The organism is Streptomyces sp. NPDC058470 (genome assembly GCF_042721055.1).
In the GTDB taxonomy this organism is placed as follows: domain Bacteria; phylum Actinomycetota; class Actinomycetes; order Streptomycetales; family Streptomycetaceae; genus Streptomyces.
Genome location: NZ_JBHXMF010000015.1, coordinates 1 through 18,795 on the forward strand (window position 1 = coordinate 1; position 18,795 = coordinate 18,795).

An 18,795-nucleotide genomic window follows, 5' to 3' on the forward strand; every position below is an offset into this window, starting at 1 on the left:
AGCCCCGATCGAGGCTTCGGGCGCTCTAGTGATCAATATTTCAAACACGCCCTAGACGCCACCCATTCCAGGCTCATGCCGAGCGCGCGGGCCGCGACGACGACGCGGCGCTCGGTGGTGCCGGCGATGACGGGCTCACCCCAGCCACGATCGGACTGAAGGGCACTCCTCCAATCCTCCAAGACGCTCACCATGCCCCCGGGGCCGCGCAGATTGAACGCAGGCTCGGAGAGCGGCAGGGGCGCTTCGATGGGGCGGGTGCGGCCGAGCTCGGGGCGCCGCCCGCCGGGCTGCAGGAACGCGGCAAGCGCTCCGTACAGCCGCGGCATGCGGTCGAGGGTGCGGGCTGCGCCCAGGGTGCAGCCGTGGCACAGGTACCCGTCGGGCAGGTCGCGGTCGCACAGGCCGCAGCTGGCGGTCACGCGTCGGCCGTCTGCTGTGCGGCCTCAAGGCTGGCCTCGGCGGCGCGGATGACTTTGCGGTCGCGCTGGTCGTCGAGGATCCCGAAGGCGATCTGGAAGGCGAGCATCAGGTACACGCCGAGCGTGGCCCCGAGGGCGAGCAGTTGGATGTCGTTCTCGCTCATGGTCGTGTCCCTTCAGGTCAGAACGGGGGCTGCTCGGGGTGTCCGGCGGTGGCCGGTGCGGGCGGGGTGGTTGACCACCCGCCGCCGGTGGACTGGCCGGGAGCTGCCGGTGCGGGCTTGGCTTCGGCCCAAGGGTCTGTGGATTCCTTAGACCCCTGCGACTGCCCGCTACCGCTCGGGTTCTTGACGACCTTGGCTGTGGCGCGGGCGAGGGTGGGCCCGACCTCGTCGACGTCGATCTCGTAGACCGTGCGCTTGACCTGCTCGCGGTCCTCGTATGACCGCTGCTTCAGCCGGCCCTGGACGATGACCCGTGTGCCGCGGGCGAGGGACTCGGCGGCGTTCTCGGCGGCCTGCCGCCACACCGAGCAGGTGAGGAACAGGCTCTCGCCGTCGCGCCACTCGTTGGTCTGCTTGTCGAAGATCCGGGGTGTGGAGGCGATGCGGAACTTCGCGACGGCGGCCCCGGCGGGGGTGAAGCGGAGCTCGGGGTCGTCGACCAGGTTGCCGACGATCGTGATGACGGTCTCTCCGGACACGGAGGCCTCCTTCTTGGGCGAGGTGTTCCATTTGGAACACCTGGGATGCTGGGCGGGTGGCCGGGCCCGATTCCTGCGGGCCCGGCCGCTGTTGTGCGGGTCAGGCGGGGATGTGGTCCGAGAGGCGGCGGATGTCGAAGGCCGTCAGCTCGGGCGAGTGCTCGCGCAGCTCGTTCTCCGTCCAGACCATGTCGCCCCAGACGAACGCCGGCTTCACCTCAGTGCTCACCGTGCCGTCCTTGAGGTGGGCGACGACGACGGTGGCCCAGCCGATGACCGGGCAGAGCTCGATGTCGGAGTCGGGGGCGAGCTGGAACACGGCGGACCACACGCCGTTGGGGGCGGGGGTCATGTTGACGGTGCTGCCGATGCTGAGCTTCATGAGTTCTCCTCGGTGGTGTCGTTTGCGGCTCCGTCGGTCGGAGTCGCAGTTCCGTCCGTCGTGCGGGCGGAAAGGTTGCGGAGCTTCTGTGCGTGGCGGTGGGCGAGGCCGCGTTGCCGGGCGGCGTTGAGGGCTGCGCGCCGGCGCTTGGTCTCCTCGGCTCGGGCGCGGGCGGCGGCGATCTTGGCGGCGACTATGTCGTTGACGTTCACGGCATCTCGCCCGGCTGGTAGACGCGGATGAAGTTCACGCCGCCAGTGGCGTCCTCGGTGTAGCCGTCGGAGTCTGCGACGAGCGGAGTGCATGTCCCCTCGGCGTCGAGCGTCCAGGCGAGGATGGGGCGGGAGTCGGTGTCCCCGGTGTCGGTCTTGACCTCGGCGCGCCACCCTTCGCCCGGGATGACGCCGATGATCGGTACGTCAGCTTTGCGGAGGCCGGCAAAGTTGGCCCAGCCGTCGGCGTCACGGAGACGGCCCGTCTTCATGTCGGCGACGAGGGCGGCGCCGTCGTCGCGCCAGGCGATCACGGGCATGGTGGTGAAGTGTGACTGCCCGTTGTTCTCGTGGCGGTAGCTGGCTTCGTAGCCGGCGGCGGAGATCATGGCTTTCCTCCATTAATTCCATGCGATGGGGACGTTCGAGGTGAGGGATGGGCTTACTAGTGGTGACCCTGGGGTTGGCTCTTGGTTACGCAGAGTAATAATTAGTTAGAAATAGGCTTACGGGGAGTTCTGGAAGTAATGCCGGGGCCTCTCAAGCAGCACCCCGAGGCATGGAATTAATGGAGATAACCCGGCTCTCGGTCCTGCTCGTCACGTCCGGGTGGGTCACGAACCGGCGCTTCTGCGGGCGGCCCTTCTGCCCGTCCTTGCGCTCCGGCGGATCGATCTGGCGGACCCATCCCGCTCGCACGAGCACGTCCAGCGCGTCGTCGACGTCCGCCATCTCCGTGCACCAGGCCTGGCCGCGCACGCCCTTCTCGACATCTCCGGCGGAGAAGCGGCCCGCGACTTCCTTGAGGCGCAGCCAGGCGAGCACTGCCCGTGCGGGTCCGAGCTTCGACTGGCGCTCGGCCGACATCAGGTCGGACACCAGTCGGGCGTGCGCGATCAGGTACGGGACGAGCGATACGGCGTCGTCCATCACTTCGCCCGGCACGATCAGCGCCTCCGGGTTCTCGAACAGGGTCAGGACCGCGGCGATGCGCAGGACTTGGCCGGGCAGCTTCTTTGCCCAGCCCTCGATGGCGGCGAGGTCGCCGTGCGACTTGTGCCGGGGCTCCAGCGCTTCCCAGAACGAGCGGAACGATTCCTTCGCCTTGCGGTCGAGCTGCATCTCCTGCGGCTCGTCGTTGTCCCAGATCGCGGCCATCATCGTTTCGACCCGCGCGCCCCATGCCTGGCTGGTCTCGGGCGGGATGGGGTCGGTGTCGTACACGCGGTCTCCAACCCGGCTGACGGGCATGGAGAAGATGAAGCGGGCCATCAGCCCGCGTGCTTCGAAGACGTCGCCGGTCTCGCCCATGCCGGTGAGGAAGCCGGGTTGTACGGCCAGGCCGAGGGACAGGTTGGGGCGCTCCAGCAGTAGCGGCCGGCCGCTCTTGCGGTTGACCGCGTGGGGCTCCTGACTCCACGCCTTCAGCACGATCTCGGGGTTGGCGTTCTTGCTGTACCGGCCGCCGACGTTGCCCAGGAACGAGCTCTCGGTGGACAGTACGGCGAGACGCTCGCCCTGCTCGGCGATGACGTCGGTGGCCGCCTCGGGGGTGGTGTCGTCGGCGATGAGCTGCGTGAACACCTTGGGTTCGCCGAGGGATTCGAGGTCGTCGCGGGCGGCGTCCAGCAGGGCCCGCATGGACTTCCGCTTGGTGGGGTCGCCTGCCTTGATGACCTTGGCCTCGGCGTCTGAGACGCAGGCCTCGGCGATGCGCCGGTCCTGCTGGTCCCTTGCCACGGCCGAGCTGTCCTCCAGGCGGCGCCGCTTCTGCTCCTCGAAGATCGGCTTGGCCATGAGACCGAGGGCGGGTGACTTCATCTCGCCGGGCGCGGCGACGGGCATCGTGTAGAGGGTCACGGGCTCGACCCAGTCCGGCTTGGGGCTGACGGTGCGGCGCCCGCCGATGGCGGTTGAGACGACTGCCATGCCGAGCCAGGCGGGTAGGTCGACGGGCACCTGCAAGCTGTCGGACACGGCCTGCGCCATGACGCCGACGCCTCGCAGCTTGGACGCGTTCAGCGCTGGGGCCGGGGGTGGGTCGAGCGGTACGGGCTCCTCCCAGCCCCTGAGGTCTTCCGCGTGGACGCCCTTGTCCCAGGACGGTGACTCGACGTTCGGGGCCCAGTTGGGCGCGCTGCTCATGCCGACACCGCCGGGTCTCCGGGGTACGGGACGGGCGCCCACACCTGGTTGAACTCCGAGTCGGTGTGCCCGGCTGCGAAGTGGTCGGCGGCGTCCTTGCCTGCGAGGGCTTGGACGACATAGATGGAGCGGGCGATACCGCGCAGCGTGTCGACGACGACGACGGCGTGGTCGCGTCCCTTGTCGTCGCGGTCTGCGACAACGGTGACGTCCATGCCTTCGAGGTGCCGGGCATGTTCGGCCGTCCACTTGCCCGAGCCGCCCGCGTTGCAGGTGGCGACGAGCCCGTGGTCGATGAGGGCCAGGGCATCTTTCTCGCCCTCGCAGATGAACGCGACCCGGTCCTCGATCTTGGCTTTGAGCAACTCGGGGAGGCGGAACGGTACGACCCTGACGAGCCGCTTGCCGTCCTTGTCGTTGAGGCTCCAGCGGCGTCCTGACTTGGTGCTGTCGTCGGGTCGCCACTGGGCGAAGCACTTGTGGTCGCACCTGGTGACGCCGTGGACGGTGGTCCCGTTCTCGTCGCGGTACAGGTACTGGGCGACCCGCTTGTGTCCGCGTTCGCGGCAGGGGATCCACGTGTCGTCTGCGGGCCGGTCGCGCTGGAGTTCGAGGGGCTCGTCGAACAGGTCGCGTTCGGTCCAGCCGATGGCGTCGAGGAAGCCGCGGTTGTCGTTGCATTTGTGGCAGTGGATGACGACGCCGCCGTTGCTGCCGCGCCGGATCGCGACGGTGCCCGGGGAGGTGCCGTCGTGGCAGATGCCGCGGGTGCGGAGGGCGCCGCCCTGGTAGCGCGTGGGTTCGCCCATGCCGGTGAGGAGATCGGCCAGCCGGTTGAAGGCGATGGTGTCGGTCACGAACGTGCTCTCTTCTACGAGCTGGATCAGTGGTTCGTGTGGCGGGCGGGCGCCGTCATCCCCTACGGCGCCCGCCCGTCGGTTAGCCGCCGCCCCGCAGCCCCTTCGCGATCTCGTCGCCGGCGGCGGTGATGTCGCTGCACAACCGCCGGGTCGCGCTCAGGACGCAGCTCGCTGTCGGCTGCTGTCGCAGCGCGTGCTTGATGCTGTCCATGACCAGCTCGCGCAGAGCGATCTCGGCCGCGCGCTGCGTGTACAGCTCGCCCTGGTTCGACTCCTCGACCGCGTCGAGGTCGGCAGGCTCGGCCACGGGCCACTGGCCGGTGCGGTGCTTGGTCACGGCTCCTCCGTGCGGAAGATGGGCCAGCCGGGGCCAGGCGGGGTCTCGGGCTTGCCCTGCAGGGCGGCCGGGGTGTGGGTCGGGCAGCGGTGGCCGGTGACGTACAGCCGGACGCCGTCGATCTCCTTGCAGTGGCGACGCTCAGGGCCGATCCAGTGGCGACATTCCTTGTAGGCCGGGCGCCCGGGGGTGTCGGGTGTAGCTACACCCCCGGGCGTCGAAGCGTTGGTCTGGTCGCTCACGCCTGGGCCGCCTGGTAGGCGGCGCGGATGCGTACCAGCTCCGCGTGTCGGACGCGCATCTCGGCGGCGCGGCGCTCGATCGCGTCGATCACGGCGGCGAGACCGTCGGGGTCGAGATCCTCGATGTAGTGGTCCTCGGTCACCTCGACGGCGGCATGCGGGATCCGCTTGGCCGGGTCCGGGTGAACCGGGAAGGAACTGATCTGCACGCTGAGCGTGGCCCAGTCCGTGCCCTTGTCGCTTCCACAGCCGATGACCAGCTCGGTGGTGTTGGCCGTGTCGAACTGGGTGCACCAGATTTCTGCTGCCGGGGCCGTACCCGCAGCCGCCTCCAGATGGAAGCCGCTGCAGCCGCTCATGCAGGTGACGTTGAGCGGCATCCCGGTGCCGCGGTCCGCGACAGTCCAGCTCGGGGTCTTCGGTGCGGAGGACTTACGGGTGGCGGCCTCGAAGTCGACGGCGAGGCGAACAGCCTCGGTGATCACTCGGTGCTGTTCGGCGGCCTTGGCGACGACCTGCGCCGCGGTGACCACCTGAAGGTCGCCGAGGTTGGTGTCGCTGCTGCCGAGCAGCATGGGCTGGCCGGTTTCGAGATCGTTCATGACCTCGATGTGGAAGGTGGCGCTGATGCTCTGCTCTACCGGAGTCGGCGTCGCCGTCGGCGCCGCGGATACTCTGTTCATGAGCGTGTTCCGTTCCATTACTTAGCGGTAGGTGCGGATTGCTCGACAGGAGAGGCCGGCTGAGACCCGGCCTCTTCGTCGTTTCCGGCGAGCGATCCCAGCTGAGACCTGGGACCGGCGCCGTTCTCCTGCGGGACGAGCCCGAGGAAGCGGTGGAGGTCTACGGTCCGGGCGACCCGTCGTCGCCCGAGCGGAATGACCTCGATGGGCAGGCGGCCTTGGGCCGCGAGCTGATACGTGGTGCTCTCTGCCAGACCCAGGGCCTGGCCGACGATCGGCCACAGAGGGACGAGCGCGGGCTGGTCGAGGATCTCGGCGATGGTGAGGGCCGGGGCGGTCATGCGACGGCGCCGAGGCCGTCGAGCCACGCGTCAACCTCGACGCGGCGAGCCCTCAGGTGTTTCCCCACCCGCGTCCACCGAGGACCCACACCGCGGGTCTTCCAGCCGTAGATCGTGGACTTCGGGATCTTCAGCTCGTCGGCCAAGTCATCGACAGAGACCCACGAGTGGTCGCAGCGCTTGCCCGACGGTGCAGCCACAGCATGTTCCTGAGTTCGCATCACTTGCCGTCCTGCAGAGTTTTGTACTGGACGCTGCACACCCTGCAACACGCGCCTCGACAGTGTCAAGCGTCAGAAGCTGGACGCTGCAACCTGTCCAGATCCCGCCTGGGGCGTCTGGCGCCCAACGCTCCAGACCGCTTACCGTGAAGCTATGGCAACTGATGAAAAGGCACGGCCACTATCGGAAGTGGTGGGCGAGAGTGTGCGCAAGTTCCGGGAGAGCCGCGGGATCCGGCAAGAGGATCTAGCGGACGAGGCACGCAAATACGGCTTCGCCTGGGGGCGCAGTAGTGTCGCTGCCCTGGAGGCGGGCAATAGGGATCTATCAATCAACGAGCTACTACTCATTCCCTCTATGATCAAGAAACTAGGCGGGTGGGATCAGCCACTGATCCCCCCAGATACTCGCGTAATGATCAATGAGAATCTTTGGATGTCCGCCAGCCAGATCCCGTCTCACGTCTTTTCGCTGCTGGCGCCCACAGCTCGGCCAGAGAAAATCCCCGAAGATGCGGTTGCCCTCGAAGAGGAGGAGACCGTCCTGCTTGGTGGAGTTGAACACCAAAGCTCCGACAGTCCGGAGCTTCAACGGGAAATTGCCAAGTCTGTCGTGGTGTACGAAGTGATGTTCCGAGAGCTCTGGCCCAACAGGGCTGATACGCCGTGGGCTGGCCTTACCGTGGGCATGGAGGTCGCGAGTCGGGTAGCTGAGCGCATCACGATGCCGGATGGATTCAAGCCGAAGAGGCAGTTGATTCAAGCGTTTGCATTGGGCATGTGGGGTCGCAACATCGGCGATGAGAGAGATGCGCGAACGGCGGCCAGGGGAACTTATGAGACAAAACGCGCTCTGCAAAGCGCGCGTGGCCACGTGACGCGCGAGCTGATCGAAGAGATTCAGGCAGAGATTGACCGGCGCTGGAATGAGGTGGTGGACGTCTACGAGGAGTTGGACCAATCGCTTGGCACTGACGAGGCCTTTGCGGAGTGGCGGGAGAAGGCTATGCGAGTAAGGCATCCCGATCGGGAAGTCGATTTTGATGACACCCCCGCAGCCAGGGGTGTACACCGAAAGCGTAAGTTCCGCCTTGGCCGCTAATTGATCTAGTCGAGGGACGGTTAACGTGAAGGGTTCTACGTACCGCCGCTGTTACTGCCGCGGCGAGGATGGCAGGGCACTGGGCAAGGCCTGCCCGCAGTTGTCGTCCAGGCGGCATGGTGTGTGGGCGGTGCGTCAGGAGCTCCCCAACCGGCAGGACGGCACCCGCCGTTCGTTCTCCCGCTCCGGCTACGACACGGCCAAGGACGCGCAGGCCGACCTCGACAAGGTGCGCGGCCTGCTCGACCTGCCTGACGGCGACGACGCCGAGGGCCAGGTCCGGATCGGCGACCTGCTCGAAGAGGTCTCCAAGAACAAGAAGGCGCCACTGCCTGGCATCGAGGAGACGCGCCGCCGGTTCCGTACCGGGCTGAAGCTGACGGACGTGATGACCGTGGCGGCCCTGCTCGACGAGTGGCTGGAGGCCAAGGGCAAGTCGCGCCGGGCGACGACCGTGAACGGGTACAGGTCGCGGGTCAACTACCACCTGCGCGACGGCGTCGGCCACCACCGCCTGGACCGCCTCAACGTCGGGCATGTGCAGGACTTCTTCGACGGCATCGACGACCGCAACGAAGTGATCCGTGCCGAGAACGAGGCGCGGCGCGAGCAGGCCGCGAAAGCCACGTGGGGCAGGCGGTCCCGGCCGCCGGCTGCGGAGGCGCGGCGGCTGGCCGAAGAGCGGGCCGTGCTGGCGGACATGCCGCCGTTCCGCCGGATCACCGGGCACGCAACGAAGCACGACATCCGCCGGGCCCTGCGGACCGCGCTCAACTTCGCGATCGGCCGGCAGTACATCACCTTCAACCCGGCGGCCCACGTCGACATCGGCTCGGCGAAGCGGCCGAAGGGGATGCTGTGGACGGCGGAGAGGGTGGCGCGCTGGCGTGAGACCGGGGTGAAGCCGGGCCCGGTCATGGTGTGGACGCCGGCCCAGTTGGGTGCGTTCCTGGATGCGGCCGAGCCGCATCGGCTGTACGCCTTCTACCACCTGGTCGCGCACCACGGACTGCGCCGCGGTGAGGGGGTGGGCCAGGACTGGGTGAACGTCGACTGGGAGGTCCGCACGATCGCGGTGGCGAAGGAGATCGTGACGGACGGGTGGACACCCATCGAGACGGACCCGAAGACGGACGGGTCGGCGGCGGCCGTGAAGCTGGACCGGGAGACGGTGACTGTCCTTCTGGCGCACCGCGAGCGGCAGGCTGCCGAGCGGGCCGCCCGGGTGGAGAAGCGGCTGCCATGGACGGACACAGGGAAGATCTTCGTGCAGGAGGACGGGACGTGGCTGCACCCGGAGATGGTCAGCGACGGGTTCCGTGAGATCGTCGCCGCCGCAGACCTGCCGCCCATCAACTTGCGGGACTTGAGGCACGGGGCGGCTGCCCTGGTGAAGGCCGGCGGCGGCGACATCCACGACGCGAAGGCGAAGCTCCGCCACTCGACGATCAGCTTGACGTCGGACACGTACATGGAGTTGTTCGAGGAGTACGAGGAGGACCTCGCGGAGAAGTCGGCGGCGGCTGTCCCCCGCGCTCGGAAGCCGGTCTCTGACACTGCCGCTCACGCATCGCTCACGCAGGGGCCCGATGACGAAGGGCAGGACGGGGGCGAAACCTCCCCTGACCTGCCCTCTAGTTGAGCCCCCTGTCGGATTCGAACCGACGACCTACGCATTACAAGTGCGTTGCTCTGGCCAGCTGAGCTAAGGAGGCCTGGACGCGTCTGTGTCCGGCGGAACGGGCAGGCGCGCCCGTGCAGTGTACCCACGTCACAGGCGGGGCCTGCCGGAAATTTCCTTGAACTTCATCGGCGCGCGAGTACTGACAGATCCGGTGAACGCGGGGTAGCGTCCTGACCCAGTTCACTCATGTGGACTACACCACTATGGAACGTTCGACGCGCTCGGCACACTCGATGCGTTCGACGCGTTCACAGCGCCCCGTAGTGGTCCACCACCTTCCACAACGGATCGTCCGGCACGTTCCTGCCGGTAGAAGGGGGCCCTCACCATGGCCACTGTCTCGTTCAACAAAGCGACCCGCATCTACCCGGGTGGCGACAAGCCCGCCGTCGACCAGCTTGAGCTCGATGTCGCGGACGGCGAGTTCCTCGTCCTCGTCGGCCCCTCGGGCTGCGGAAAGTCCACCTCCCTGCGCATGCTCGCGGGTCTTGAGGACGTCAACGGCGGCTCGATCCACATCGGTGACCGCGATGTCACGCATCTGCCGCCCAAGGACCGGGACATCGCCATGGTGTTCCAGAACTACGCGCTCTACCCGCACATGACGGTCGCCGACAACATGGGCTTCGCGCTCAAGATCGCCGGCGTCAACAAGGCCGAGATCCGCCAGAAGGTCGAGGACGCGGCGAAGATCCTCGACCTCACGGACTACCTCGCGCGCAAGCCGAAGGCCCTCTCCGGCGGTCAGCGTCAGCGTGTGGCCATGGGTCGCGCCATCGTGCGTGAGCCCCAGGTGTTCCTCATGGACGAGCCGCTGTCGAACCTCGACGCCAAGCTCCGTGTCTCCACCCGTACGCAGATCGCGTCGCTGCAGCGCCGCCTCGGCATCACCACCGTGTACGTCACCCACGACCAGGTCGAGGCCATGACCATGGGCGACCGTGTGGCCGTACTCAAGGACGGTCTGCTCCAGCAGGTCGACTCGCCGCGCAACATGTACGACCGCCCGAAGAACCTCTTCGTCGCCGGCTTCATCGGCTCCCCCGCCATGAACCTCGTCGAGGTCCCGATCACCGACGGCGGCGTGAAGTTCGGCAACAGCGTGGTGCCGGTCAGCCGCGAGGCGCTGTCCGCCGCGGCCGACAAGGGCGACCGCACGGTCACCGTCGGCGTCCGCCCCGAGCACTTCGACATCGTCGAGCACGACGGCGAGGCCGCCAAGTCGCTGTCGAAGGACACCGAGGACGCCCCGGCCGGCCTGGCCGTCTCCGTGAACGTCGTCGAGGAGCTCGGCGCCGACGGCTACGTCTACGGCAGCGCGAAGGTCGACGACAACCTCACGGACCTGGTCGTCCGCGTCAGCGGCCGCGCGGTCCCGGACAAGGGCTCCACGCTGCACGTCGTGCCGCGCCCGGGCGAGCTCCACGTGTTCTCGACCTCCACGGGCGAGCGCCTCTCCGACTGAGGCAAGCCGCAGCCGTTCAACACCCCCGTACGGGGTGAATTCACCCAAGTTGACGAAGAGGGCCCCGCAGCAGGCTGCGGGGCCCTCTTTCATGTCGACAAATACCCCGGCAGACCGGTCATTTCGATACGTGTACGTCAACGTGCCACCGCGAATTCGCCGCTTCCCCGTCCCCCGAACCGGTGACTAAATGTCGCCAAATCATCACCCCGCGCTACCCTCACTCGCGTGAAGCACTCCACCACTAACCAACGGACCCGGCGTGGCCGTGGCCCCGCCCGTCGGGTCGGCCGCACCCTCGCCCTCGTTCTGCCTGTCGTCCTGGTTCTCTCCGGGACCCTCGCGGTCACCCGAGTCAACTGGTCGGGGACCACCTCGAACTCGGTGCTCACCGCGGCCGAAGCGTCCTCCGCGGATGTCTCCACCCGCGCTGTGTCCCGCACCCCACAGGACATCCTGCGCGACAAGCTCCTCCTGGAGCTGCAGGAGGAGAACCCCGGCGTCGCCCTCACCCACCTCCAGGAGGCGGTGAACGAACGCCCCTCGCTCGCCGAGCACTGCGTCTCCATCGCCCGCGCACTGGGCCGCGCAGCGGTCCGTGCGTACGGCCCGACGCGTGCCCAGTCGTTCGCGCGACCGGTCTGCGACACGTCCTTCGCCTCGGGGGTCGCGGCCACGCACTTCTGACCAGAGGAGTACCCGAGGACTATCCGAGAACGACCTGGAAACGACCCGCGAACGACCCGAGGACGACTGTCCAAGTACGGCTGGTTACGGAACGGTTGCTGACCAAAGCCGCGAGCGGGGCGCCACGTACAGTTCGGGCATGACCGATCCGAACGCCGCGTCGCGCCCCGTTCAAGCTGTTGTCCTGGCCGGCGGCCAGGGCTCCCGGCTGCGTCCCTACACCGACGACCGGCCCAAGCCGATGGTCGAGATCCCCGGCACCGGGACTCCGATCATCGGCCATCAGCTGACCTGGCTCGCCGAAGAGGGCGTGACCGACGTGGTCATCAGCTGCGGCCACCTCGCGGATGTCCTGCAGAAGTGGCTGGACTCCGCCGACCTCCCGGTCAACGTCACGACGGTCGTCGAGTCGGAGCCCCTCGGCCGCGGTGGCGGCCTCAAGTACGCCGCCGCACGCCTCCCTCACCCGGACCGGCCCTGGTTCGCGACGAACGGCGACATCTGGACCCGTTTCTCGCTGCGCGACATGGCGGACTTCCACACCGAGCGCGACGCCGTCGCGACCCTCGCGCTGGCCCGTCCGCGCATCCCGTGGGGCGCCGTCAAGACGGACGGCTTCGGGCGCATCACGGACTTCATCGAGTCCCCGCCGACGCAGTACGAGATCAACGCGGGCGTGTACGTCTTCTCGGCCGAGTTCGCCGATCTGCTCCCGGAGCGCGGCGACCACGAGCGCACCACGTTCCCGCACCTGGCCCGCGAACGCCGCCTGGCCGGCTTCTCCCTCCCCCAGGGCGCCTACTGGCGCGCCATCGACACCGCGAAGGACCTCACGGAGGCGGCGAAGGAGCTTGCCGCGCTGGGGCGCTGAGCCACTCCTCGTCGAGCCAGTCCTCGTCGAGCCAGTCCTCGTCGAGCCAGTCCTCGTCGAGCCAGTCCTCCGGGTGTACGTCGATGGGGCCCCGCACATGACACATGACACGTGCGGGGCCCCATCCTCGTACCGTCCGAAGGGAATTACCCCAGGAGGCCGCCCACCAGGCCCGGCTGGCCGGTGGAGCCTCCGCTGTCGGAGCCGCCGCCCGTCGAGCCGGAGCCGCCCGTGGAGCCGCCCGACGTACCTCCGCTGGACGTCGGGCCCGCGCTGGTGGTCGGGGCCTGGTGGGCCGGTGAGGACTGCTGGGGCGGGGCCTGCCCGCCACCGCTGCCCTGGGTCTGGCTGGGGCCGCTGCTGGCGGTGCCCGTGCCGGTGTCGCGGGCGGCGCCCGGCGTGCCGGCCGCTGCCTCCGGCGGGGCCGAGGAGGCGCCCTGGGTGGGCGCCTCGGAGGCCGACGGGGAGGGCTTGTCGCTGCGCTTGCCGGGCGTCTCGGGGAGCGGGGAGCCGGGCAGTTCGTTGCGCGGGGCCTCGCCGGGGCCCGGGACGACGATGCGGTCGGCGTCGCGGACGGCGCCGCCCAGGAGCGAGCCGACGAGCAGGGTGACGCCGACGGCGATGGCCGCGATGAGCGCGCCCCTGCGCAGCACCCGTCGGCGCAGCTCCCAGATCTCGGCGCGCGGCCCGAGCGTGCGCCAGGCCTCGCCGGCGAGACGTCCGTCGACGGAGTAGACCGGGGCGCCCGCGATGATCAGCGGGGACCAGGCGGCGAGGTAGATGATGTCGGGCGCGTCGTAGGCGGGCACCGTCTTCCAGCTGACGGTGAGCAGGAGCGCGGCCGACAGCAGCGCGCCGACGACTGCGGCGACCCGCTGCCACAGGCCGAGCACCGTGAGGACGCCCACGATGACCTGGAGGAAGGCGATCACGAGCCCGGCGCCGACGGGGTGCTGGAGCGCGAACTGGCGCAGTGGCTCGGCGACTTCCCAGGGGTGCAGGGTGTTGAGCCACTTGACCATGGAGCCGCGCTCGCCGCCGTCGAAGTAGACGGGGTCGCAGAGCTTGCCCATGCCGGCGTAGACCGAGATGAAGCCGAGGAAGACGCGCAGCGGGAGGAGGACGACGCCGAGGTTCATCCGGCGGCCGGGGTAGTACGCGTGCCGCACCGGGTCGGCGCCGTGCCGCCTGGTGGGGGCGTCGCCGTCGTCGAAGCGGGCGTCGTCCCGGAAGCGGGAGTCGTCCTCGAACTCGTCGTCCGCGTAGCCGGGTTCGTCGTACGCGCTGCCCACGGTGCGCATGTTCGGCAGTAGGCGGGTGCCGCCGGTGTCGTGACTGCGCTGGCTGCCGACGATGGGCGTCTCGACGGTCTCGACGGTCATGTTGCCGTCGTACTCGTCGTGTTCATGGTGTTCGTCGATGCGCGGGATGACCTGAGTCGCTCCGGCGTCGGCCGCCGGGTCGGGGGCGCCGTGGCCCACGCTCGTGCTCCGTACGGCCTGAAGCAGGCGGTGCGCGCCGGTGTCGTCCGGCGCGGACTTCCCGCTCCAGACGACGGGCGCGCGGCGGCGGGCGCCGGCGGCGGTGGCCCCACCGGCCGCGCCCGCTCTGCCCGCGGCACCGACGACGGGGATGCGCGCGGTGTCGTCGGTGGAACTCAAGTGCCGCGCGATGCGCGGGGATTGGGTCCGCGGCGGGGCGCCTAGCTGCACGCGGAAGCTCGCATGATTGACGATGACCTGCGCCGGATCGCTCGGCACCTTCACCATGCTCAGCGCGGGAGCGTCGTCGAATCCCGACGAGAGGTCCCCCGTGGGTGTGCGGGGTGTTCTGGTGTCCACACTCATCTAACCGAGTGACATGTGTTTAGGACACTGCTTTGACCTCGCCGATGTGTCCGGACCCCGTCAAGGGCATCCGGAGCATCGTGATTACCCCACGGGGGTGACTACCCGGACAGGTGTTCAGGCGCGTCGCCGTGCCCCTTCGTAGCGCACAACTCCCGCCGCGACACCGGCATTCAGCGACCTGCTCCTACCGGGCGTCGGAATCCGCACCCGGTGGCCACAGGACCCATCCCGCTGCCGCCGTCGCATGCTTCACCGCTTCGAGCGCCTGCGCCGGACTCCGTCCGTCGGCGTCACGCCCGACGCCGAGCCGCCTCATACAGGACAACACCGGCCGCGACACCGGCGTTCAGCGACTCCGCGCCACCCGGCATCGGAATCCGCACCCGGAAGTCGCAGGTTTCCCCGACGAGCCGGGACAGCCCCTTGCCCTCGCTGCCGACGACGATGACGACGGGACCGCCCAGGGCCGCCAGCTCGCCGACCTCGACCTCGCCGTCGGCGGCGAGACCGACGACGGCGATGCCCGCCTTCTTGTACGCCTCCAGGGCGCGCGTCAGGTTGGTGACGCGGGCGACGGGGGTACGGGCCGCGGTGCCGGCGGACGACTTCCAGGCGCCGGCGGTCATGCCGGCCGCGCGCCGCTCGGGCACGACCACGCCGTGGCCCCCGAAGGCGGTGGCGGAGCGGACGATGGCGCCCAGGTTCCGGGGGTCCGTCACACCGTCGAGGGCGACGATCAGCGGGTCCTGGCCGGCGTCGTACGCGGCGGACGAGAGGTCCTCGGGGTGTGCGTACTCGTACGGCGGGACCTGGAGGACGAGACCCTGGTGGTTGAGGCCGTTGGTCATCCGGTCCAGCTCGGGGCGCGGCGCCTCCATGAGGTGGACGCCACCGCGGTCCGCGACCAGCTGGAGCGCCTCGCGCACCCGCTCGTCGTTGTCGATGAACTGCTGCACGTACAGCGTCACCGCGGGGACGCCCTCGCGCAGCGCCTCCACGACGGGGTTGCGCCCGACGACCATCTCGGACGTGCCCTTGCCACCACGGCCGCGCGCCGCGGGACGGCGTACGGCCTGCTTCGCCTTGGCGTTGACGACGCGGTTCTTCTTGTGACCCTTGCGCGCCTCGGCGGGCGGGGTCGGGCCCTTGCCTTCCAGACCCCGGCGTCGCTGGCCGCCACTGCCGACCTGCGCGCCCTTCTTGCCGGACATGCGGCGGTTGTTAGCGGCCATGACCTACCTGTCTCTGCTCATTGGAAAGCGTGAAGCGTGCGTACATACGTATATGCAGTGTGCCGCCCGGAGGCCCGAGCGGCACAATCGATCAAGGTCGACGGGGTCGGCCGGGGGCCCTCAGCGCGGCCCGAGCGTCCAGCGCGGCCCCTGCGGACCGTCCTCGATGACGAGCCCCGACTGGTTGAGCTGGTCGCGGATCGCGTCGGCGGTGGCCCAGTCCTTGCGGCCGCGCGCCGCCTCGCGCTGCTGGAGCACCAGGCGTACGAGGGTGTCGACGACGCCGTGCAGATCTTCGCCGCGCTCTCCCTCACCGGCCCAGTGCGGGTCGATCGGGTCGAGCCCGAGGACACCGAGCATGGCCCGCACCTCGGCGAGACGTGCGACGGCGGCTTCCTTGTCGTCGGCGGCCAGCGCGCTGTTGCCCTGCCTGACCGTCGTGTGCACGATGGCGAGCGCCTGGGGCACGCCCAGGTCGTCGTCCATCGCCTCGGCGAAGGCGGGCGGGACCTCGGCGGCGGGCTCGACAACGCCCCCCGCCTTCTCCACCACCCGCTGTACGAAGCCCTCGATGCGCGCGAACGCCGACTCGGCCTCGCGCAGGGCCTCTTCGCTGTACTCGATCATCGAGCGGTAGTGCGGGGTGCCGAGGTAGTAGCGCAGCACGATGGGCCGCCAGTTCTTCACCATCTCGCTCACGAGCACCGAGTTCCCGAGGGACTTCGACATCTTCTCGCCGCTCATGGTGACCCAGGCGTTGTGCACCCAGTACTTGGCGAACTCGTCGCCGAACGCCTTGGCCTGCGCGATCTCGTTCTCGTGGTGCGGGAAGATCAGGTCGAGCCCGCCGCCGTGGATGTCGAAGGCGGGGCCCAGGTACTTGTGCGCCATCGCGCTGCACTCCAGGTGCCAGCCGGGCCGGCCCCGCCCCCAGGGCGTCTCCCACGTCGGCTCGCCGGGCTTGGCGGTCTTCCACATGGCGAAGTCACGCGGGTCGCGCTTGCCGGTCTCGCCGACACCGGACGGCTGTTGGAGATTGTCCAGTTCCTGGTTGGACAGCTCCAGATACCCGTCGTACGACCGCACGTCGAAGTAGACGTTCCCGTCCGCCTCGTACGCGTGCCCTCGCTCGATGAGGCCGCGCATCATCTCGACCATCTCGGTGATGTGCCCGGTGGCGCGCGGCTCGTACGTGGGCGGCAGGCAGCCGAGCACGTCATAGCCGTCGTTGAAGGCGCGCTCGTTCTCGTAGCCGATCGACCACCAGGGGCGGCCCTGCTCGGCCGACTTCGTGATGATCTTGTCGTCGATGTCCGTGACGTTCCGGATGAACGTCACGTCATAGCCGCGGTACTCGAACCAGCGGCGCATGATGTCGAAGTTGAGGCCCGAGCGGATGTGCCCGATGTGCGGTGCGGCCTGCACGGTGGCACCACAGAGGTAGATCGAGACACAGCCCGCGACGAGCGGATTGAAGTCACGGATCTGCCGGGCGCTGGTGTCGTACAGGCGAATCGTCACCACTCCAGGGTAGTGGGCGGTGGGTAGTGCCCCGCGACCCTTCCTGGCCATGGGGCACGTATTCGTGACATCTCAGCCCGTCCGGCGTTTGAGGACGAGGCCGTTCAGGCCGACAGCAGGGATCCAGGAGCGGCAGCCCCCAGGGACAAGGGACGGGTAGGGGCGGAGGGGGCGAAACGAACCCGCCTTCAACCGCCCCGCACCACCAACGCCGTAGCCACCGCCATCAGCCCCTCCCCCCGCCCCGGGAACCCGAGCCCGTCGGTCGTGGCTCCGGAGACCGACACCGGCGCTCCCACCGCATCCGACAGAACCTTCTGCGCCTCGTCCCGCCGCTTGCCGATCTTCGGCCGGTCCCCGACCACCTGCACGGCGACGTTCCCGATGACGAACCCCGCCGCTCGGACGATCCGGGCAGCCTCCGTAAGAAGCGTCACGCCCGACGCCCCGGACCACTCCGGCCGCCCGGTACCGAAGTGGGCACCGAGGTCCCCGAGCCCGGCGGCGGAGAACAGCGCGTTGCACGCGGCGTGTGCGACGACGTCCGCGTCGGAGTGCCCCGCGAGCCCGGGCCCCTCCCCCTCCCAGAGCAACCCGGCGCACCACAGCTCACGCCCGTCCTCGAAGGCGTGGATGTCGGTACCGATTCCGACCTGGGGCAACACGGGAGCCCCGAACTTCTCAGACCCCTCAGAACCCATCGTTGGCCCTCCGCCTCGCGAGAACCGCCTCCGCCAGCACCAGATCCAGCGGCCGCGTCACCTTGAACGCCTCCTCGTGCCCGGGCACGACCACCACCCGCAGCCCGAGCTGCTCGACCATGCTCGCGTCGTCGGTCACATCGTCGGTGACGGTGTCGTGGGCCCGTACCAGGGTGGCGCGGTCGAACCCCTGCGGAGTCTGCACGGCCCGCAGCCGCGCCCGCTCGGGCGTGGCCACGACAGGCTCGGGCGCGCCCGGAACGGTCGCGGGCTCGACCTCCTTGACGGTGTCGGCGAGCGGCAGAGCCGGTACGACGGCGGGGGCGCCGTCCCGTACGGCCTCGATGACCGTGTCCACGGTGTCGACGGGCACGAGCGGGCGGGCCGCGTCGTGCACGAGGACGATGTCGATGCCGGGAGGCAGCGCGTCCAGGCCGTACTTCACGGACTCCTGACGGCTTTCCCCGCCGGGGACGACGAGGAAGTCGGTCCGCTCGGGCAGGGCGTGCGCATCGAGCAGGGTCTTCACCTCGGCGGCGCCGTCCGGCGGGGCCACGACGACGACCAGCGAGACGGCACGGGACGCGGCCATCGCACGGACCGCGTGGACGAGCATCGGTGTGCCGTTCAGCGCGCGGAGCGCCTTGGGGGCTCCCGGACCGAGGCGCACGCCCCGGCCGGCGGCGGGAATCACGGCGGCGGTACGTGCTCCCGGAGGCGAGAGACGCGAATCGTCAGACATCGGTTCCTGTCAGGTTTGTGTGCTCGGCCGAGGTGGGTATGGCCTGGTCGTACCCGCTGCTCGAGCGAAACCTTGACCGGACCCCTTCCGTGACATCCGGTCGAGGCAGCTGCCCGGGTTCGGAGCACGCAGGTAGGCAGGCACCAAGCAGGTGTGCGGGGCCATCGCAATTCTGGCACCGGGCAGTACCGCTTCCCGAACTGGGTGCGGGTATGAACACGACCAAGAGTGGGTGCGGGCATGAACATGCCGCAGCGCCCGGCGACAGCTAATGCGTCATCGGGCACCGCGGCATTCATTGCACGCATCTCAATTGCACTGCGCAGGCTTATGCGTACGTCAAGACGACAGCCGTCTCGGCGATTGCGTACGTCGGGGCGATTACCGTCGTC

24 protein-coding genes and 1 tRNA gene are annotated in these 18,795 nt (G+C 69.1%); 5 read left to right on the plus strand and 20 right to left on the minus strand.

From position 1 onward, the window contains the following. Window positions 1–32: 32 nt before the first annotated feature. The 13 genes from ACFWP7_RS13205 to ACFWP7_RS13265 all read right to left on the minus strand — a co-directional run bounded on the left by ACFWP7_RS13205 (window position 33) and on the right by ACFWP7_RS13265 (window position 6,527). Window positions 33–422: a hypothetical protein gene (locus ACFWP7_RS13205; protein WP_384380614.1), complete on the minus strand. Its 390-nt coding sequence runs from the start codon at window positions 420–422 to the stop codon at window positions 33–35. After that, window positions 419–586: a hypothetical protein gene (locus tag ACFWP7_RS13210; RefSeq protein WP_384380617.1), complete on the minus strand. Its 168-nt coding sequence runs from the start codon at window positions 584–586 to the stop codon at window positions 419–421. Before ACFWP7_RS13210 ends, ACFWP7_RS13205 begins: the two co-directional genes overlap by 4 nt. A 17-nt stretch (window positions 587–603) precedes the next feature. Next, entirely contained in the window at window positions 604–1,125 is a 522-nt protein-coding gene (locus tag ACFWP7_RS13215) for a single-stranded DNA-binding protein (RefSeq protein ID WP_384380620.1), read from the minus strand. 100 nt (window positions 1,126–1,225) lie between these two features. Continuing rightward, complete coding sequence (locus ACFWP7_RS13220) at window positions 1,226–1,507, minus strand: hypothetical protein (RefSeq protein ID WP_384380623.1); 282 nt, start codon at window positions 1,505–1,507, stop codon at window positions 1,226–1,228. Continuing rightward, complete coding sequence (locus tag ACFWP7_RS13225) at window positions 1,504–1,719, minus strand: hypothetical protein (RefSeq protein WP_384380626.1); 216 nt, start codon at window positions 1,717–1,719, stop codon at window positions 1,504–1,506. Before ACFWP7_RS13225 ends, ACFWP7_RS13220 begins: the two co-directional genes overlap by 4 nt. Beyond that, window positions 1,716–2,108 carry a hypothetical protein gene (locus ACFWP7_RS13230; protein WP_384380629.1) on the minus strand — a complete coding sequence of 131 codons (393 nt, stop codon included), beginning with the start codon at window positions 2,106–2,108 and terminating at the stop codon, window positions 1,716–1,718. The genes ACFWP7_RS13225 and ACFWP7_RS13230 overlap by 4 nt, the downstream gene beginning before the upstream one ends. A 151-nt stretch (window positions 2,109–2,259) precedes the next feature. Next, entirely contained in the window at window positions 2,260–3,864 is a 1,605-nt protein-coding gene (locus tag ACFWP7_RS13235; protein WP_384380632.1) for a YfjI family protein, read from the minus strand. Beyond that, entirely contained in the window at window positions 3,861–4,721 is an 861-nt protein-coding gene (locus ACFWP7_RS13240; protein WP_384380635.1) for a toprim domain-containing protein, read from the minus strand. The genes ACFWP7_RS13235 and ACFWP7_RS13240 overlap by 4 nt, the downstream gene beginning before the upstream one ends. An 82-nt stretch (window positions 4,722–4,803) precedes the next feature. Continuing rightward, window positions 4,804–5,061 carry a hypothetical protein gene (locus tag ACFWP7_RS13245; RefSeq protein ID WP_384380638.1) on the minus strand — a complete coding sequence of 86 codons (258 nt, stop codon included), beginning with the start codon at window positions 5,059–5,061 and terminating at the stop codon, window positions 4,804–4,806. Beyond that, window positions 5,058–5,303, minus strand: a complete 246-nt coding sequence (locus ACFWP7_RS13250) for a hypothetical protein (protein ID WP_384380641.1) — start codon at window positions 5,301–5,303, stop codon at window positions 5,058–5,060. The genes ACFWP7_RS13245 and ACFWP7_RS13250 overlap by 4 nt, the downstream gene beginning before the upstream one ends. Beyond that, window positions 5,300–5,986 carry a DUF6907 domain-containing protein gene (locus ACFWP7_RS13255; protein WP_384380644.1) on the minus strand — a complete coding sequence of 229 codons (687 nt, stop codon included), beginning with the start codon at window positions 5,984–5,986 and terminating at the stop codon, window positions 5,300–5,302. Before ACFWP7_RS13255 ends, ACFWP7_RS13250 begins: the two co-directional genes overlap by 4 nt. Window positions 5,987–6,003: 17 nt before the next feature. Beyond that, window positions 6,004–6,327: a DNA-binding protein gene (locus tag ACFWP7_RS13260; RefSeq protein ID WP_384380646.1), complete on the minus strand. Its 324-nt coding sequence runs from the start codon at window positions 6,325–6,327 to the stop codon at window positions 6,004–6,006. Next, window positions 6,324–6,527 carry a helix-turn-helix transcriptional regulator gene (locus tag ACFWP7_RS13265; protein WP_384380649.1) on the minus strand — a complete coding sequence of 68 codons (204 nt, stop codon included), beginning with the start codon at window positions 6,525–6,527 and terminating at the stop codon, window positions 6,324–6,326. Before ACFWP7_RS13265 ends, ACFWP7_RS13260 begins: the two co-directional genes overlap by 4 nt. Before the next feature lie 175 nt (window positions 6,528–6,702). Here ACFWP7_RS13265 and ACFWP7_RS13270 point away from each other — a divergent pair, with 175 nt between their 5' ends. Beyond that, window positions 6,703–7,650 carry a helix-turn-helix domain-containing protein gene (locus tag ACFWP7_RS13270; RefSeq protein ID WP_384380652.1) on the plus strand — a complete coding sequence of 316 codons (948 nt, stop codon included), beginning with the start codon at window positions 6,703–6,705 and terminating at the stop codon, window positions 7,648–7,650. Window positions 7,651–7,675: 25 nt separating this feature from the next. Continuing rightward, complete coding sequence (locus ACFWP7_RS13275; protein ID WP_384380655.1) at window positions 7,676–9,292, plus strand: tyrosine-type recombinase/integrase; 1,617 nt, start codon at window positions 7,676–7,678, stop codon at window positions 9,290–9,292. On the opposite strand, the gene ACFWP7_RS13280 is transcribed toward ACFWP7_RS13275, so the two are convergent. Next, a tRNA-Thr gene (locus tag ACFWP7_RS13280) sits at window positions 9,292–9,365 on the minus strand. The genes ACFWP7_RS13275 and ACFWP7_RS13280 overlap by 1 nt on opposite strands. Before the next feature lie 297 nt (window positions 9,366–9,662). Between ACFWP7_RS13280 and ACFWP7_RS13285 the strand changes: the two genes are divergently transcribed. The 3 genes from ACFWP7_RS13285 (at window position 9,663) to ACFWP7_RS13295 (ending at window position 12,357) form a co-directional block, all read left to right on the plus strand. Then, window positions 9,663–10,799, plus strand: a complete 1,137-nt coding sequence (locus tag ACFWP7_RS13285) for an ABC transporter ATP-binding protein (protein WP_384380658.1) — start codon at window positions 9,663–9,665, stop codon at window positions 10,797–10,799. 228 nt (window positions 10,800–11,027) lie between these two features. Beyond that, window positions 11,028–11,486, plus strand: a complete 459-nt coding sequence (locus ACFWP7_RS13290; protein WP_384380661.1) for a hypothetical protein — start codon at window positions 11,028–11,030, stop codon at window positions 11,484–11,486. Window positions 11,487–11,625: 139 nt separating this feature from the next. Beyond that, a complete protein-coding gene (locus ACFWP7_RS13295; protein ID WP_384380664.1) occupies window positions 11,626–12,357 on the plus strand; it encodes an NDP-sugar synthase in 732 nt (243 codons plus the stop codon). Here ACFWP7_RS13295 and ACFWP7_RS13300 read toward each other — a convergent pair. The 6 genes from ACFWP7_RS13300 to ispD all read right to left on the minus strand — a co-directional run bounded on the left by ACFWP7_RS13300 (window position 12,317) and on the right by ispD (window position 18,403). Continuing rightward, the gene (locus tag ACFWP7_RS13300) at window positions 12,317–12,454 is read right to left on the minus strand and encodes a hypothetical protein (protein ID WP_384380667.1); all 138 of its coding nucleotides are present in this window, start codon (window positions 12,452–12,454) and stop codon (window positions 12,317–12,319) included. The genes ACFWP7_RS13295 and ACFWP7_RS13300 overlap by 41 nt on opposite strands. Before the next feature lie 49 nt (window positions 12,455–12,503). Next, on the minus strand, window positions 12,504–14,204 hold the full coding sequence (locus ACFWP7_RS13305) for a DoxX family protein (protein WP_384380669.1): 1,701 nt from the start codon (window positions 14,202–14,204) through the stop codon (window positions 12,504–12,506). A gap of 293 nt (window positions 14,205–14,497) precedes the next feature. Then, entirely contained in the window at window positions 14,498–15,439 is a 942-nt protein-coding gene (rlmB, locus tag ACFWP7_RS13310) for a 23S rRNA (guanosine(2251)-2'-O)-methyltransferase RlmB (RefSeq protein ID WP_384380672.1), read from the minus strand. Between the two features lie 120 nt (window positions 15,440–15,559). Continuing rightward, entirely contained in the window at window positions 15,560–16,960 is a 1,401-nt protein-coding gene (gene cysS, locus ACFWP7_RS13315; protein ID WP_384380675.1) for a cysteine--tRNA ligase, read from the minus strand. A 188-nt stretch (window positions 16,961–17,148) separates the two neighbouring features. Further along, entirely contained in the window at window positions 17,149–17,661 is a 513-nt protein-coding gene (ispF, locus tag ACFWP7_RS13320) for a 2-C-methyl-D-erythritol 2,4-cyclodiphosphate synthase (RefSeq protein WP_384380678.1), read from the minus strand. Then, the gene (gene ispD / locus ACFWP7_RS13325; RefSeq protein ID WP_384380681.1) at window positions 17,651–18,403 is read right to left on the minus strand and encodes a 2-C-methyl-D-erythritol 4-phosphate cytidylyltransferase; all 753 of its coding nucleotides are present in this window, start codon (window positions 18,401–18,403) and stop codon (window positions 17,651–17,653) included. Before ispD ends, ispF begins: the two co-directional genes overlap by 11 nt. Between the last annotated feature and the right edge of the window lie 392 nt (window positions 18,404–18,795).

What these genes read in the sequence shown, in the direction of transcription:
- ACFWP7_RS13210 (WP_384380617.1), bottom strand. Translation starts at nt 586, where the DNA reads ATGAGCGAGAACGACATCCAACTGCTCGCCCTCGGGGCCACGCTCGGC.
- ACFWP7_RS13220 (WP_384380623.1), bottom strand. Translation starts at nt 1,507, where the DNA reads ATGAAGCTCAGCATCGGCAGCACCGTCAACATGACCCCCGCCCCCAAC.
- ACFWP7_RS13230 (WP_384380629.1), bottom strand. Translation starts at nt 2,108, where the DNA reads ATGATCTCCGCCGCCGGCTACGAAGCCAGCTACCGCCACGAGAACAAC.
- ACFWP7_RS13235 (WP_384380632.1), bottom strand. Translation starts at nt 3,864, where the DNA reads ATGAGCAGCGCGCCCAACTGGGCCCCGAACGTCGAGTCACCGTCCTGG.
- ACFWP7_RS13255 (WP_384380644.1), bottom strand. Translation starts at nt 5,986, where the DNA reads ATGAACAGAGTATCCGCGGCGCCGACGGCGACGCCGACTCCGGTAGAG.
- ACFWP7_RS13260 (WP_384380646.1), bottom strand. Translation starts at nt 6,327, where the DNA reads ATGACCGCCCCGGCCCTCACCATCGCCGAGATCCTCGACCAGCCCGCG.
- ACFWP7_RS13270 (WP_384380652.1), top strand. Translation starts at nt 6,703, where the DNA reads ATGGCAACTGATGAAAAGGCACGGCCACTATCGGAAGTGGTGGGCGAG.
- ACFWP7_RS13285 (WP_384380658.1), top strand. Translation starts at nt 9,663, where the DNA reads ATGGCCACTGTCTCGTTCAACAAAGCGACCCGCATCTACCCGGGTGGC.
- ACFWP7_RS13295 (WP_384380664.1), top strand. Translation starts at nt 11,626, where the DNA reads ATGACCGATCCGAACGCCGCGTCGCGCCCCGTTCAAGCTGTTGTCCTG.
- ACFWP7_RS13305 (WP_384380669.1), bottom strand. Translation starts at nt 14,204, where the DNA reads ATGAGTGTGGACACCAGAACACCCCGCACACCCACGGGGGACCTCTCG.
- rlmB (WP_384380672.1), bottom strand. Translation starts at nt 15,439, where the DNA reads ATGGCCGCTAACAACCGCCGCATGTCCGGCAAGAAGGGCGCGCAGGTC.
- ispF (WP_384380678.1), bottom strand. Translation starts at nt 17,661, where the DNA reads ATGGGTTCTGAGGGGTCTGAGAAGTTCGGGGCTCCCGTGTTGCCCCAG.
- ispD (WP_384380681.1), bottom strand. Translation starts at nt 18,403, where the DNA reads ATGTCTGACGATTCGCGTCTCTCGCCTCCGGGAGCACGTACCGCCGCC.